The organism is Ensifer sp. LBL (assembly GCF_050435225.1).
In the GTDB taxonomy this organism is placed as follows: Bacteria; Pseudomonadota; Alphaproteobacteria; order Rhizobiales; family Rhizobiaceae; genus Ensifer.
Window position 1 is genome coordinate 585,413 of the sequence record NZ_JBNDJY010000002.1, and the last position, 15,467, is coordinate 600,879.

Here is a 15,467-nt window from a genome sequence, read left to right on the forward strand (position 1 = left end):
CGGTCCCGACTGCGGCTGCCGGATCCTCCCGGCGGCAGCCGCCCAAGACGCTCAGGCGGTCAGTCCCGGCCGCCAGAGCAGCGAAAGCCGAAAGACAGGAAGTTCCAGATGCAAGAAGCGACCACCCATTTTGCGACGGAAGACGGCCAGAAGTACCTGACGCAACTCTGCAAGCATTTCGCCCACAAGATCGATGTCGAACAGGCGGGCGATCGCGCCGAGCTCCGGTTCTCCTGCGGCACCGGCTATCTCCAGGCGACCGCCGATGGCCTGAGCATTCGCGCCCGCTCGCCCGACGATGCCGAACTCGCCGACACGAAATCGGTGATCGAAAGCCATCTTCTGCGCTTTGCGTTCCGGGAAGAGCCCGGTCCGCTTGCCTGGCAAGCCGGCGGCTAAGCGGCCGCTTCAAAACAGTTCGGATCAGAAAATTCAATGTGTTGGTCGAAAGCGCCCAACGCAATTGCGCGGCTATGCGTGTCGCGTGCCGAGGATCAGGATGCAATCGTCTAGGCAAATCGCAGAAATCGCCACCTTTCAAAGCTTCGCAAACTGCTACCTGCGCGAAGTCAATCCCGGCATCCGGGCCATGCATCGCGCCGCAGGCGGCGCCGTCGATTGCGTGGAATGGTCGCTTCCCAGGCAGCAGATGATCCTGCGCGCCGAGGTGACATCGCCGTCGCTCTGCGGCCCCCACCATTTCGGCCGGGTATGGGGCAGAGGCGTGTCCGACGCCACCTGGCGCCAGATCGAACTGATTTCGGCGCTCCATATCCTGGTGCACGAGTGCTACCGCCAGGTCGACGAGGCCCAGGCCGACGCCCTGCGCGGCTTCGAACTCGAACTGCTGATGCGCGTGCTCGAAAGCTACCAGCAGACGGCACTCTATATCGACAGGGCCGCGCCGGAACCGGCGGACGGCGGCCACTTCATCGAAGCGGAGCAGTCGCTCGTCTTTGGCCATTGGCAGCACCCGACGCCGAAGAGCCGCCAGGGCATGACCTATTGGCAGCAAGAAAGCTACGCGCCGGAACTGCGCGGCCAGTTCAAGCTGCACTATTTCGCGGCAAAACGCGGCGATATCAGGCACGATTGCGCACGCGCGGTTGCAGCGCCCGAGATCGTGCGGTCGCTGGTCGGGCCAGATACCGACGGCTTCGCGCTCGGCGACGACGAGTATCTGCTGCCGATGCATCCGCTCCAGGCCGAAGCGCTGCTGCTTGATCGCGATATCAGCGGCCTGTTGGGGGAGGGGCGGCTGCGGCATCTCGGTCCCGCCGGTCCGGCCTTCACCGCGACCTCGTCGGTGCGCACGGTCTACGGCGCCGATGCGGACTGGATGCTCAAGTTCTCCCTGCCCGTGCGCATCACCAACTCCGTGCGGCTGAACCGTCGCCAGGAGCTCGAAGCGGGCGTCGCAATGGCAAAACTGATCGACCGGATCGGTTTTGCCGAACGCTCGCGAAACTTCCGCATCATCCAGGACCCCGCTTACATAACGCTCGACCTGCCAGGACGCAGCGAGAGCGGCTTTGAAGTCATCCTGCGGGAGAACCCGTTTGCCGGCAGCGGCGGGCGGGGCGTCGTCACCGTCGCGGCCCTGACCGCCGATCCGCTGCCCGGTGCGCCATCCCGGCTCGCAAGGCTGGTTGAGACGGCTGCTCTGCGCGCCGGCGAAAACCTGGCGGACGCGGCTCTTGCCTGGTTTCGCCGCTATCTCGACTGCGCCGTCGAACCGCTGGTTCGCCTCTATGACGATTACGGTATAGCGCTGGAAGCCCACCAGCAAAACAGCCTGCTCGACGTCGGCTCCGGTTATCCGTCCGTCAGCTACTACCGCGACAATCAAGGCTTCTATCTCTCGGAGCGGTATCGCAGCCTGATTGCCGGGCATGTGCCGGAGACTGAACGGATCGCGTCCCTCTATTTTGCCGAGAGCGAAATCCGCGATCGCTTCGCCTATTACCTGATCGTCAATCAGGTCTTCTCGGTGATCAGCCGCATGAGCCATGACGGGCTCTGCGACGAGGGCCTGCTCCTGCGCGAACTGCGGGCGCATATCGAGCGCTATGCCACCCGAATGAGTGGCGCCGGGCGCGACTTCGCCCGTCACGTGCTCGACCTGCCCACGATCGTCTCCAAGGCCAACCTGACGACGCGTCTCTACGACGTCGACGAACTGCAATCCAGCAACGCGACGTCCCTTTATCGCCCCGTGCCGAACCCGCTCCGGGCGCCGGCCGTCCTGACTGCGCCGAGGACCGACCATGCCATTGCCTCTTGATCTCAAGGGTCGCCCGGACGAGCGGGTGCTCCGCCAGCTCGTTGCCGCGCTGCTGTTCGAAGGCATCGTTGAGGCCAGCGAGCACACGGATGGGGATATCACCATCTTCCACTGGTCGCTCGGCGGCCGGCAGTTCCGCTCCCGCGGCGCCATCGGTCCCTTTGGCCGGCTACGGCTGGCTGCCGGATCGGTGGAGATGCGCGTTGACGCCGACGGCTGGGTCGTGCCGCCGCTGGCGCAGTTGGTATCCGTCCTGCCGGGCAGCGGACCGACACGCGGAAAGCTGCTCAACGAACTGACGCAGACGATTGCCTTCAGCGCCTGGAACGAGCGTCAGGTACCGGCGCGGCTGCGGCGCGCCTTGTCATTTGCCGAGTTGGAGGGAGCGCTGGACGAGGGCCATCCCTACCATCCCTGCTACAAGGCACGCACCGGCTTTTCGGTCGCCGACCATGCAGCCTATGGACCCGAAATGGGGCGCGCGTTCCAGCTCGTCTGGTTGCTGGTGGCGCGCAAGCATCTTCGCTGCGCGATCCCTGGTGATGAGGATGCCTTCTGGGAAACGGAACTGGGCGAGGAAACCTGGTCCGAACTCCGGGCGAAGCGGCAGGAATGCGGTGCTTCGCCTGAGCTGTTCGGCCTTCTGCCGCTGCATCCCTGGCAATGGCGCGAACTCCGCGAGACTGAGCTTGCCGGCTGGATCGCCGCGGGTGAAGCCTTTTGCCTTGGTCCGGCGGGGGACCTATACACGGCGACGCAGTCGGTTCGTTCCCTGTTGAACCAGGACCGGCCGCTGGCCGCGAGCATCAAGCTGCCGCTCAACATGGTCAACACCTCATCGCGCCGCATCCTTGAGGCACATTCGGTGTGCACGGCGCCGGTGATCTCGCGCTGGATCGCCGGGATGGTCGCCGGCGACCCGGCCTTTCGCGACCGCTATCCGCTCACCATCCTGCAGGAATATGCCGGCATCATCGCCGACAGCGTGGGCCCTTTGGCTGGACAGGTTGCGGCCATCTGGCGCGAGAGTGCGGAAGCGACGCTTGGCTCCGGCGAGGCCGTCATTCCCTTCAACGCGCTGATGATGGTCGAAGCGGACGGGCGCGCCTTTTCCGACGACTGGATCCAGCGCTTCGGTCTGATGCCCTGGATCAACCGCCTGATCGAAGTCGCCGTCCTGCCCGTCTGGCACCTCCTGGTGCACCATGGGCTGGCGGTCGAAGCGCATGGGCAGAACATGCTGCTGGTCCATCGCGACGGCTGGCCGGTCCGGCTGATCCTTCGAGATTTTCACGAGAGCATCGAGTTTTCGCCGCGCTTCCTGCGCGCGCCGGAAAAAGCGCCGGATTTCCTGTCGCTCCATTCAGCTTACCGGGAGGCCGAGCCCGACCAGTTCTATTGGACGGACAATCTGGATTCGCTGCGCGAATTGGTGATGGACACGCTGTTCGTCTACAATCTGAGTGAGATCTCCCACCTTCTCGACCACTGCTACGATCTGCCGGAAACGCTCTTCTGGCAGCGCGTCCAGACCGTGCTTGCCGCCTACGAGGCCGAGCACGCCGCGACGGAGCGGCTGGCGCAGCTTGCCTGCGACCGCCCCCGCATCCTGACCGAATCCCTGATGACGAGGAAGCTGCTCGCGCTCAAGCCGGAATACCACCACGAGGTGGCGAACGCCTTGGCCGCAAGAACGCTCCAACGAAGGAGAAAGCCATGATCCGTATCGACGACAGGCTCTATGACGAGGCCTATTTCAGCACCAGATCGGCAGAACTCGCAGCCGAGATCGGCCTGAGTGCGCAAGACACCGGCCGTTACGCCGTCTGCTTCTCGGAAACGGTCGACTGGCTGGCGCTGTTCTTTGCCATCCGCAAGGCAGGCGCGAGCGTGCTGCCGATCCATCCGGGCACACCCTATCCGGCCGCGCGCAAGCTCGCGATCGGTGCTGGCTGCGACCGGCTGTTCTACAACAGCCTGACGGCCGAAGTTCTCGAACCATCCGGCCAGCTTTCGCCTGAGGGCACGCTGTTGCAGATGAGCTCCGGCACGACCGGCGCGCCGAAATGCGTGGCGCGCAGCTGGGCTGAAATCGATGCCGAGATCGAAAGCTATGTTGGCACCTTCCGCGAACCGGAGGACATGACGCCGGTCATCGCCTGCCCGACCACCCATTCCTACGGGCTGATCTGCGGTATCCTGGTGGCGCTGAAGCGTGGGCAGACACCCGTCATCGTCAACACCGCGAACCCGAAGTATCTCCTGAAGGTGCTGCGCGAGACCGAACGGCCGCTGCTCTATTCCTCGCCGGCGATCCTGCACACGCTGGCGCGGCTGATACCCGCGGGCGAGCAGATCCACGCGACGATGACCTCGGGTACGCTGCTTCCCGATCCGTGGTTTGCCGATATCCGCGCCAAGAGCCGTTTCATGTTCCAGCAATATGGCTGCTCGGAATCCGGCTGCATCGCCATCAATCCGGATGTGACGTCTGCCGGCGACATGGGCTTCGTCCTGCCACATCTGATCGCCGCCACCGGCAACAGTTCTGAGGATACGGGCGAGATCATCGTCAAAAACGGCGACGGCGCGCCGATCCACACGCGTGACCTCGGTTACCGGCGCGCCGACGGCATGCTGGTCTTCGTTTCCCGCCTGGACGACATGATCAACGTCTCCGGCCTCAACGTCTATCCGAAGGACGTGGAGGATGCGGTCATGGCGATGCCGGCGGTTACCGATGCGGTGGCCTTCCGCAAGTCCGACCGTTTTGCCGGCGAGCGTGTCGCGCTGCTCTTCAGCGCCGAGGCGCCGGTGGCGCCGCAGGCCGTGCGCGAATGGTGCAGCCGCCACCTCGCGTCTCACCAGTTGCCGATGGAAATCCTGCAGATCGACACGGTTCCGCGCCAGGCGAACGGCAAGATCAGCCGCCGCGACGTCGCGGCGCGTCATCTGGCAGGCGAATTCAACAAACCGATTGCGGGAGCCGCATCATGACCGAAAGCGAAGTTCTGGCGGCGGTCGAGGCCGTCCTGACCGACAAGATGGCGCATGGACATATGGATGGCTTCGGCCTCGATGCCCGCCTCAACGAAGATCTCTATCTCGACTCCGTCCTGATTCTCGAAATCTTCCTCAATCTCGAGCTCGAATACGGGTTGTCGGTGCCGGAAGAGGCGATCGCGAAACAGGAGATCGAAACGGTCGCCGATCTCGTCGCGCTCTATGTGCCCAAGCTCACCGCGACCATCGTGCCGGCCTTTCCGCTCACCGGAGGGACGACCGACGAAGGCGTGCACGGCGAGGCCTATTACGACATCAAGGTCCATTGCTTCGTCAGCTGCGTTTCGGATGGCCTGAAGCGAAACGGGCTGGACCAGCGGCCGTTCTATTTCGGCGTCTGGGACGCTAAGTTCGCGGTCAGCGAGCGTTTCGAGCTTCTCTATCACGCGCCCGATATCACCCAGGAATTCTTCCGCGGCTGGTTCGAGCGACTTTACGGCGTCTCCGTCGTCGAGTGGTACGATCCGCAGCGCACCAAGCTCGACAACCTCGCGGTGCTCCTCGGGCTGTTGAAGCAGCGCGGCGAAACCGGTTCGGTCATGGTCATGCTCGACATGTTCCACCTGCCGGAACGCGAGAACAAGTTCAACCAGAACCCCTTCCCGCACTATCTGATGCTGCAGGAGACGACTAATCCCGACACATGGTTCGTGCATGATCCCGACTATCGCTGGGAGGGCGAGATCGCCCGCGAGAAAATCATTCACGCCATCATGCAGCCGACCGTCGGTGGCGGTTACGTCTTCGACAATGCCGAGGCGCGCGCGCCGTTCGCCGAAGATCTGAAGGCCTATTTCGAGGCCTGCTTCGTCCGGGACCGCAATCCGCTCGTCGATGCCGTCAGAGCGATCGTTGCCGCGCATCTCGATGGCAAGAACGGGGTCATGCTTGCAGATCTCGGCGCGGCGGTGCGCGAGCTGCCGGTGATCACCATCCGGAAATATGCCTATGAGCACGGCTTCGCCTTCTACTGGCGGGCGCTGAAGCTGCCGTCGGGCGAGTTCGAAGGGTGGTGCGAGGAAATCGAGGCGCTGGTTCAGGCGCTGAAGACCCTGCACTACGCCTGCATGAAGCTCGCCCAGACCGGCGACCGCGCCCTGGCCGCGCCGGTCTTCGAGCGCCTCGACGAGGTGGACCGGCTCGAAACGAGACTGAAAACCAAGCTCGCCGAGGTCTTCGAACTCTGGTGCGACCTTGCCATCCCCGCAGAAAGCCACACCCCCTTGAAGAGAGTTGCGCGATGAGAGTTTCGCTTTGCACCATCACCTTCCGGCATCACCTGATATCGCTGGACGAGATCGCCGCCTGGGCTGAAGCCAATGATTTCCAGGGCATCGAGCTCTGGGGCGCACATGCGCGCAATCTCGCGTCGCGCCCGGACCGCAATGCGGAATGGCTGGATGGTTATGGCCTCTCGGTGCCGATGATCAGCGACTACCTGCCGCTCGACGGCGACGCCGAAACGCTGCGCACCAAGACGGTCGAGCTTTGCCGGCTGGCGCGCCGGTGGCGGACCCGCAAGATCCGGACCTTTGCCGGCAACCGCGGCAGCGCCGAGGTCAGCGCCAACGAGCGGCAGCGGATCGTTTCGCGGTTGAAGGACATTTGCGCGATCACCGCGGGCTATGGCATCCAGCTGCTTGCCGAGACCCATCCGAAAACGCTGGCCGACACGGCGGCGTCGACCGTGCGGCTGATCGAGGAGGTCGACCACCCCGCCTTTGCGATCAACTTCGATACGCTGCATGTGTGGGAGGGTGGCGACGATCCGGTCGCGGTGCACCGGGCGATGAAGCCGCATATCCGGCACTATCACCTGAAGAACATTGTCGACCGCGCCGACCTGACCGTGTTCGAGCCCGCCAATGTCTATGCCGCCGCCGGCAGCCGGCGGGGCATGACGCCGCTGTTTGAGGGCGCCGTCGACTACGACCGCTTCCTCTCAGAAATCGCAGGCGATCCGCAGGCCGATGCGTCGTTGGAATGGTTCGGGAACGATTGCTTCGAGACCCTGCGTGGCGACCGCCAGCAGATCAACCACATGGTTGAAGCGCGCACGCCTGCCCGCAGAACGGCAGGCGTCTGACGCAGTAATCGGCATCGGCCCGGCGGCCTGGCCCTTGGCCGGCCGCTACACCGTAGGAAGTCTGTAGATTTCCGTATGCTCCGTCCGCCCGGCAAGGCAATGCTTGCCGAGCGGGATGAGATCGGAGCGATCCTCGGCCACCAGGTCGAAGGTCTCTCCACTCAGCAGCATCACCAGCTCTTCGCCGGGCGCGATCGCCTTGCCCAGTTGCTCCAGCCGGTTACAGGCATTCACGGTGTCGCCGACGATCGTGTAGGCCGACCGCCCGGTCATTCCGATATTGCCGGCAACGACCGGTCCGGAGTGTATGCCGATGCGCAACCTGAGCGGCGGCAGGCCGCGGCGCTGCCGGGCGGCGTTATCCTCGGCGATGGCAAGGGCGATGGCGCGCGCGGCGCGGATGGCGCGGTCGGCGTGATCTTTCTGGATATCGGGCGCGCCCCAGAAAGCCATCACGCAGTCGCCGATGAATTTGTCGATCGTGCCGCCCTCGGCTTCGATGCAGTTGCCGAGCAGGTCGAAATGGGCGTTGAGAAGCGCGGCGACGTCGCCGGCACTGGTCTTTTCGGCCGAGCCGGTGAAGTCGACCACGTCGGTGAACATGATGGTGACGACACGTTGGGTCGAGGCGAGGTCCTCGTTGCCGATGAGGTGGCGAACGAGTTTCTTCGGCACGTAGGTTTCCAGCCAGCGCAGGCCCGTCAGCATCGTGTTGTAAGCCTTGGCCTGTTCGTTGAGTTCGGTAAACAGGCTGCCGGGAAGCGGACGGAGTGCGGCGAAATCGAGCATGCCTACCGCCCGGACCTCACGTGCCATGCTGGTAACGGGACGAACGATCAGCCGCCCGACAATCCACGCGATGATGATCGCGACGAACAGCACGGCGAGACCGGCGATGCCGGCCTTCAGCAGATCCCAGATCGGTTTTTCCACCGACTCGATCGGAACCTCGACGCCGATGATAAGCGAGGCCGGAGCGTAGCCGTGGATTTCGCGCGTCAGGATGACGCGTCCCTCGTCTCCAAGTTTGACTGCGCGCACCTCCATGTCGCTGTCGTCGAAGGTCTCCGGCGGCCCCTTCCACATGGCCGCGAGAAAGGGATCGCCCAGCTCGTCGAGCTTCGGCAGCCGGTGTTCCGCCGACAAGAGCGGATGGCCAGAGGCCATCAGCGGATGGGCAAGCACCTGGTCGCGGCCATAAAGCACGAAGGGCGTCGTCCCGGGGTTCGAGAGCGCTATCTGGCGCAGAAAATCGGACATGGCATCGACCGTGATGGTCGCTCGGAACATGCCGGCAAATTCGCCCCCTTGGTTTGCCGGCTGCTGCAGGTTGGCAACCGACGTGCGGATCGCCGGATCGGGCACGAAGTAGACGGGGCCCCAATGGGCGGTGCCGCTCTGCCGCGCTTGCTCGATCTCCGCGCGTTCGTTGGCGCTCATGACCTTGTCTTCGAAGGAAAAGACGCCCTTCGGGCCCTGCGTCACGCCGAGGATCTCGCCGTTCGGGCGCACGAACGAAAGCACGCGAACCTGTGGGGTCCCGGCGAGCGCCCCGGTCATGACGCGTTCGAGTTCGAGCCTATTCGCTGGATCGAGACGACCTGCGCCGACCTCCCGCGCCAGAAACGCGAGCTGATCCTCCACCGGCGAAAAGCGGCTGCCGATCTGTATCTGAACCGCCTCAAGGCCGAGATGCGCTGACTGCACCAGCAGATCGCGCGTCGTTCCGGCCGACATGAACCACACGACCGACAGGATGACGGCCGCGGTCAAGGCGACCAGTGCTGCCATCACGATCGCCAGCGTGCGCGACAGGCGAATGGTTCGGGTCCGTTTTTCGGCGTCAGCCGGCTTGGTGATCTGCACGCGCATGCCTCATGTTGCAGCAGGGGCTCGCAATTCGCGTCGCTCTGCAGGGAGTGCACCGTCTTCTAGCTGTTTTGGGCTTTTTTCCAAGCGCGTGCCGACCTTTCCGGTCCTGCGTCAATCTGCCCTTTGCAGCCGTTTGCTGATCGGCGCGAACTCGGGCGTCGCCTTGCGTGGCGTCGTGTCGCGCTCGTTGGCTTCCATCTGCTGCCAGTATTTCCATCCGACCTTCTTCGATCCCAGTTCGTAATCCATGCCGTCCCAGGCATCCTCGCGGAAGCTGTAGAAGGCCCAATGCAGATCCTCCTTGTCGAAAGCTGTCAGCACATCCTCAAGATACGCCTTGCAACCGGACCAGAGGCGCATGCAGCCGAACTCGCCCGCGACAAGACGATTGAGCGGCACGCCCTTGTCTTTTGCCCACCGCACCGGCTCTGCCAGATAGGCCTCCACCCGCGCCTTGTCCCACGCCTCTTCACCATCGCCGAAGGGCACCTTGCCGGGATAGGCATAGGGCTTGTCGCGCTTCATGTTCGGTGCGCTCGTCGCCGCATAGGGCTCGTACATGTGGAAGCTGTAGAGCACCTTCTGGTCGGTGAGTGCGGTTGGCCAATAGGAAAAGGCGTCGGCGGCCGCATACCAGCCGGCATCCGCCATGACGGGCGTTGCGGGATCGACCGTCCGGATGGCGGCGATCACCGTCTCGTAGAAGGCCTTGAGGTCCGAGGCGCTGCCCGCCTTGTCGCCGTACCATGTCTGCATTGACTTTTTGTCGGCATGTTCCGCGAGGCCGTTCTTCTTTTCGGGCGCCGGCTCGTTGACGATGTTGTAGGCGGCGACGGCCGGATGGTCCTTCAGTTCGCGGGCCAGATCCCGCCAGAAGGCTGCTGCCTGGTCCCACCAGACTTTGTCCTGCCAGAGGCGGCCGTCGAACCGGTTGCCGTTGTTCTGCGCCCAGCGCATGCCAGGCAGCGACAGCGGCGCGATGACGACCTTGAGGCCCGCCTTGTCGGCACGATCGAGCGTCTCCTTGAGCGTCTTGAGGTCGGCGGCCGGAATGCCCGCGTACTTGTCGGCATCGCCGATCAGATAGTCGCGCTTGGCCGGTTTCCATTTGTCATAGGAGAGACGCACCCAGGTGGCGCCGTAGCCCGCTAGGGCCTTGAAATAGGCGTCGTCCGGCGGCAGCCGATTGAAGCTGTTGCCGCCATGCTGGGGCTTGTCCCAGAAGCCGATGAGGTCAGCGGCGCCGGCTGGTGATGCGAGGCTCAGGGCAAGAAGGGCGGAGGCTACGACGCGCATGTGTTCGATCCTGCAGGTTTCGGGTTGGCGCTGCAACCTACCGGCGGATCGTTTCAGCGATGTTCCCTGGGGAACACGGCCGCGCTGATCCCGGTTCGAAAAAGCGAAGGGTCGGCGTCAGAAACCGAATGCGTCCCGCCAACGTTTGGTCCACGCGGCTTGATCGGACATGCTGGCCTGCAGCGACCGGACGGCATCCTGCATCTTGCCGTCGTCGGAGGCGGATCCTTCGGGGGTGCCCGTCTCGCTCGCGGTGATCAGCGCAGCTATGTTGGCGGAGTGGCGGGCAGACAGGGCTCCGCGGGTGCTGTTGCCGTTAGCATCCGGCATGTTGATGATGTTCGATCCGCCGTTTGCGAAGCGGAAGCCAATGACAAATTCGCCGGCCGGGAATTGTTCGCGATTGCTCTCGATGAGGCTGTAGATCGCATTGGCGATCGCGTTGTCGTTCGTGATGCCGGGTTTTGTTGCCTTTTCTTCCTCGACCAATGCGGCGAAGCGCTCGCTGTCTTCGCTTATCAACATCTTGAGCGTCTGCTTGACGCTGGGATCGCTCGATTTGAACTTTCCGGATTCCAGATAGGTCAACGCGGCAGAGGCATCGCCCTTGGCTTGCTGGGCGTCCAGCAGTCCGCTGTTGATCCGGGCCGCCGCTCTGGTCCTCTCCGGGCTGTCGCCGCCCGTACCGCCGTTGACGATGGCGGCGATCTTGTCGACCGCATTCGGCTTGGTGTCGTTGCCCCGATCCACAGGCGCCTGCACCTGCTGCAAGACGATGAGTGCGGCGGAACTCGTGGAGGAGATGGACATCATCGGCTGTTCCTCTAAACCTCCACCGCCCCGAACATCGGGCGACCTTAAGGTTGTGTGGTTAATTATGAGCAACGTTAGAGGGTGTTCGTTAATGAAAGGCGAATATCGCTCCGCCTTGCAACCAGTTGGTGTTGACCTGCCGGTCAGAACGCGCGCTCAGCGGACGGTGCGAGGGCTTCTTTCGGGGCGGTCTTGGTGTCGCCGAGTGCGATTACCGTGTCGGCCTCAGTGATCACCGATCGCCTGTGCGTGATCGCCAGCACCGTCACATCGCGGGCAAGCAGCCGGATATGTTCCATGATGTCGCGCTCGGTCGCCTCGTCGAGCGCCGAACTCGCTTCGTCGAGAAACAGGATGGCGGGGCTGCCGTAGAGCGCACGGGCGATGGCGATCCTTTGGCGTTCGCCGCCGGAAAGCTTCAGACCCCGTTCGCCGACGGTGGTGTCGAAGCCGGCGGGCAGCGCCGCGATGAAGGCGAGGATCGCCGCCTTCTCGGCGGCCTCGCGCAATCTGGCCTCGTCGCGCGGGCGACCGAGCAGGATATTGTCTTCCAGGCTTTCATTCAGCAGCACGACGTCCTGCGGCACGACGGCAATCGCGCCGTACCAGTCGGCCCGGTCGATGGTCGCAAGATCGATGCCATCGACAAGGATGCGTCCGCTGTCCGGCTCCATCGATTTCAGCGCCAGCTTGAAGATCGTCGACTTGCCGGAGCCGGTCTCGCCGGTGAGAAAGGTGATGCCGCCGCGGCTGGCGGCAAAGCTGACCGCGCTCAGCCCGCGGCCATTGTCATAGGCGTAGCCGACATCGTCGAAAACGACGTGCCCTTCGCGTGGCGTGAAGGCCGATGCGTGCGACACCTGCCGCTCCTCCGGCGCGCTCCACATTCTCGCCATCGGCCCCAGGTCGGCGCGCGAGCGCGCGACGTCGTCGATGGCGTGGGCGATCATTTCGAACGGCATGTTGAGCTGGAGGAGCAGCGTGTTGAACAACACGATCTGGCCGATCGACAGAGCGCCGGCCTCGTAGCGCGGTAATAGCAGCCAGAACGTCACCGCAAACTGGATCGCCAGCCCAAGACCGATGAGGGCGATCGAACCGATGCGCTGCAGCACGTAGGCGCGCCAATTGTCACGCACCTCGCGCGCCTTGGCCGAGAAGCGGTGGCTCATCCAGGCGTGGCTGCCGAAATGGCGCAACGTTTCCATGGCATTCATGGCGTTGCCGACGAAGCGGGCGTTTTCCTGCCCGGCCTCCACGGCCCGATCGAGATAGACGCGGGCGCGGCGGGCGGAAAGCAGCGTGACCGTTATCGCTGCCGTGCCATAGATCACCGTGATCGCGACCACTTCGGCGTTGATGAGGGCGCCGAGGGTTGCAAGCGTCAGCAGGATCTGGACGGCGCCGGGAATGAAGGCGACGAGCCCCAGCTCGACCAGTGTGATCAGCGCGCTGCGCCCGCGCGCATTGGCGTTCTGGATCTGCGCCGGATTGTGCTCGACGAAGAAGGCGGTCGTCTTCTTGAGGATGCGTTCGAAGAAGCGGGTGCTGGCGATGAAGCCGAGGTTCTCCGCGGTCATGAACGACAGATACTGCACCATGTGCTGAAGGGCCGCCGACAGGCCGAGAAGCGTCGCATAGATCACGAAGCCCCATAGTAGACCGGGAACGAGGGTTTGCTGCGACAGCGTGTCGATCAGCCTGGAAAAGACATAGGGAGCGGCAACGCTGCAGACGCTCGAAACGAGCACGATCGTCGCCACGGCCAGAAGCATCCAGCGATCGGCGCGCCAATAGGCGCGCAGCACTTCGGAAATCGGCCGCAGGAGATCGGGCTTGGTGTCTCGAAACATTGTTTCATCCTCGACTCAGTCTGAAACCCGCCCGCTGCCGCTATAGGTCTTTTGCAACGGGATCGCAACTATAGGATGAAGATACTGTCTGTATTCGACCTATGGCTTGACCGAATGTCGAACTCGGCCCGGGCCACATCGCGTGGGTGACTGTTTCCTAAAACTTCGTCGAGCGGAGATGTTTACGGCTTGGCAAGCCACGGCCCTGGCGCGCGGAAGTTGGCCGCTTCCGTCGATGTGCATCAATCTCGAAGCGCCGACAGCAACGGCGATCGCGCGCCCACGATATGGGACGCGCGTCGGCCCGCGGTTGATGCCACGGCTGTTCGGTCGGTATGGCGCGCCGTCAGACCTGGACGAAGTGATCGTCGGCGACCTGCTGGTAGCGCCGTTCGGCCGGCACATAGTCGGGCGCGCGCAAGGGGCTCTTCAGCTCGTCGCTCGCGACATTGCGGCGCGTATGGCGACGGGTCGGGTCGGCGATCGGCACGGCCGCCATCAGTTTCTTCGTATAGGGATGCTGCGGGTTCTCAAAGACCTGCGCGCGTGAGCCGATCTCGACGATCTCGCCGAGATGCATGACGGCGACGCGGTGGCTGACGCGCTCGACGACGGCCATGTCGTGCGAGATGAACAGATAGGCAAGGCCGAGGCTTGCCTGCAGGTCGAGCAAGAGGTTGATGACCTGTGCCTTGATCGACACGTCGAGCGCGGAGACGGATTCGTCGGCGACGATCACCTTCGGGTCGAGCGCAAGCGCACGAGCGATGCAGACGCGCTGGCGCTGGCCGCCGGAGAACTCGTGCGGATAGCGCGCCGCCATGTCGGCCTGCAGGCCGACGCGTTCCAGGAGGTCGGCGACCTTCTCGCGGGCCTGTCGTGCGGTGCCGAGCTTGTGCTCGATATAGGGTTCGGCAATCGCCGCCCCTACCGTCATGCGCGGATTGAGGCTGGCGAAGGGATCCTGGAAGATCATCTGCATGGTGCGGCGCATTTCGCGCAACTGCTTGCGATCCATCTTGAGCACGTCCTGGCCGTCGAGCGTCACCGCGCCGCTTTCCGGCTCGATCAGCCGCATGATGGCGCGGCCGGTCGTCGACTTGCCGCAGCCGGATTCGCCGACGAGCGACAGCGTCTCGCCCGGCTGCAGGCTGAAGGAGACGTTTTCGATCGCATGCACCCGGCCCTTGAGCTTGCCAAGCAGGCCGGCGTGGATGTCGAAGCGCTTGACGAGGTTCTTGACCTCGAGGATCGGCTTGCGACCGGACTGCACCGTATCGGTGGCTTCCGCCGTTGCCGAAGGCAGCCCGGTCGCGGCGTCGATCACCGGAAAACGCATTGGCTGGTTTTCGCCCTTCATCGAGCCGAGCATTGGCACGGCCGAAAGCAACGCGCGGGTATAGGGATGTTTCGCCCGAAGGAAGATGTCCTCGGTGTTGCCGGTCTCGACGGCATCGCCGCGGAACATCACGACCGTGCGGTCGGCGATCTCGGCGACCACGCCCATGTCGTGGGTGATGAAGAGCACCGAGGTACCTTCCTCTTCCTGCAGCACCTTGATCAGGTCGAGGATCTGGCCCTGGATGGTGACGTCGAGCGCCGTCGTCGGCTCGTCGGCGATGAGCAGCTTCGGACGGCTCGCGAGCGCCATCGCGATCATCACGCGCTGGCGCATGCCGCCGGAGAAGCGGTGCGGGTATTCGTCGAAGCGCGAGGCCGCCGAGGGAATGCGGACCTTTTCGAGCAGCCGGATGGTTTCGGCTTTCGCCTCTGCCTTCGACATCGGGCTGTGGCAGAGAAGGGCCTCGGAGATCTGGTCGCCGATGGTGAACAGCGGATTGAGGCTGGTCATCGGCTCCTGGAAGATCATCGCGACGTCGTTGCCGCGCACGCGGCGCATCTCAGATTCCGGCAGGTCGAGGATGTTGCGTCCGCCCATCATCACCCGTCCTTCGACGCGGCTCGTCTCCTTCTGCAGGAGCCGCATGATCGAGAGCGACGTGACGCTCTTGCCTGAGCCGGACTCGCCGACGATCGCGACGGTTTCGCCCGGCGCAACGGAAAACGAGATATCCCGGACGACAGGCTTCCAGGCGCCATCGACCAGGAAGGATGTCGTCAGGTTTTCGACGGAGAGAACGGGTGCCGTCGAACGGTCCGGCTGGGCTTTGGTCTCGGTCATCTCGTTTCCTCCGTCAGA

11 protein-coding genes are annotated in these 15,467 nt (G+C 63.9%); 6 read left to right on the top strand and 5 right to left on the bottom strand.

What is annotated here, in order from left to right:
• The first annotated feature begins 108 nt into the window (after positions 1-108).
• The 6 genes from OKW20_RS09980 to OKW20_RS10005 all read left to right on the top strand — a co-directional run bounded on the left by OKW20_RS09980 (position 109) and on the right by OKW20_RS10005 (position 7,433).
• A complete protein-coding gene (locus OKW20_RS09980; RefSeq protein ID WP_043615319.1) occupies positions 109-399 on the top strand; it encodes a DUF2218 domain-containing protein in 291 nt (96 codons plus the stop codon).
• Between the two features lie 100 nt (positions 400-499).
• Positions 500-2,284: an IucA/IucC family protein gene (locus OKW20_RS09985; RefSeq protein ID WP_429171885.1), complete on the top strand. Its 1,785-nt coding sequence runs from the start codon at positions 500-502 to the stop codon at positions 2,282-2,284.
• The gene (locus tag OKW20_RS09990; protein WP_429171887.1) at positions 2,268-4,004 is read left to right on the top strand and encodes an IucA/IucC family protein; all 1,737 of its coding nucleotides are present in this window, start codon (positions 2,268-2,270) and stop codon (positions 4,002-4,004) included. The genes OKW20_RS09985 and OKW20_RS09990 overlap by 17 nt, the downstream gene beginning before the upstream one ends.
• On the top strand, positions 4,001-5,281 hold the full coding sequence (locus OKW20_RS09995) for an AMP-binding protein (protein WP_429171889.1): 1,281 nt from the start codon (positions 4,001-4,003) through the stop codon (positions 5,279-5,281). Before OKW20_RS09990 ends, OKW20_RS09995 begins: the two co-directional genes overlap by 4 nt.
• Positions 5,278-6,591, top strand: coding sequence for a DUF6005 family protein (locus OKW20_RS10000; protein WP_429171891.1), 1,314 nt, complete (start codon positions 5,278-5,280; stop codon positions 6,589-6,591). Before OKW20_RS09995 ends, OKW20_RS10000 begins: the two co-directional genes overlap by 4 nt.
• Positions 6,588-7,433 (top strand): sugar phosphate isomerase/epimerase family protein, encoded by an 846-nt coding sequence (locus tag OKW20_RS10005; RefSeq protein ID WP_043615336.1) that lies wholly within the window; start codon positions 6,588-6,590, stop codon positions 7,431-7,433. The genes OKW20_RS10000 and OKW20_RS10005 overlap by 4 nt, the downstream gene beginning before the upstream one ends.
• Positions 7,434-7,478: 45 nt before the next feature.
• On the opposite strand, the gene OKW20_RS10010 is transcribed toward OKW20_RS10005, so the two are convergent.
• The 5 genes from OKW20_RS10010 to OKW20_RS10030 form a co-directional block, all read right to left on the bottom strand.
• On the bottom strand, positions 7,479-9,299 hold the full coding sequence (locus OKW20_RS10010; protein WP_429171893.1) for an adenylate/guanylate cyclase domain-containing protein: 1,821 nt from the start codon (positions 9,297-9,299) through the stop codon (positions 7,479-7,481).
• A 117-nt stretch (positions 9,300-9,416) separates the two neighbouring features.
• On the bottom strand, positions 9,417-10,601 hold the full coding sequence (locus tag OKW20_RS10015) for a glycoside hydrolase family 5 protein (RefSeq protein ID WP_429171895.1): 1,185 nt from the start codon (positions 10,599-10,601) through the stop codon (positions 9,417-9,419).
• A gap of 117 nt (positions 10,602-10,718) precedes the next feature.
• Entirely contained in the window at positions 10,719-11,414 is a 696-nt protein-coding gene (locus tag OKW20_RS10020; protein WP_429171897.1) for a hypothetical protein, read from the bottom strand.
• Positions 11,415-11,557: 143 nt separating this feature from the next.
• A complete protein-coding gene (locus OKW20_RS10025; protein ID WP_429171899.1) occupies positions 11,558-13,267 on the bottom strand; it encodes an ABC transporter ATP-binding protein in 1,710 nt (569 codons plus the stop codon).
• A gap of 346 nt (positions 13,268-13,613) precedes the next feature.
• Entirely contained in the window at positions 13,614-15,449 is a 1,836-nt protein-coding gene (locus OKW20_RS10030; RefSeq protein WP_429171900.1) for an ABC transporter ATP-binding protein, read from the bottom strand.
• Positions 15,450-15,467 lie beyond the last annotated feature (18 nt).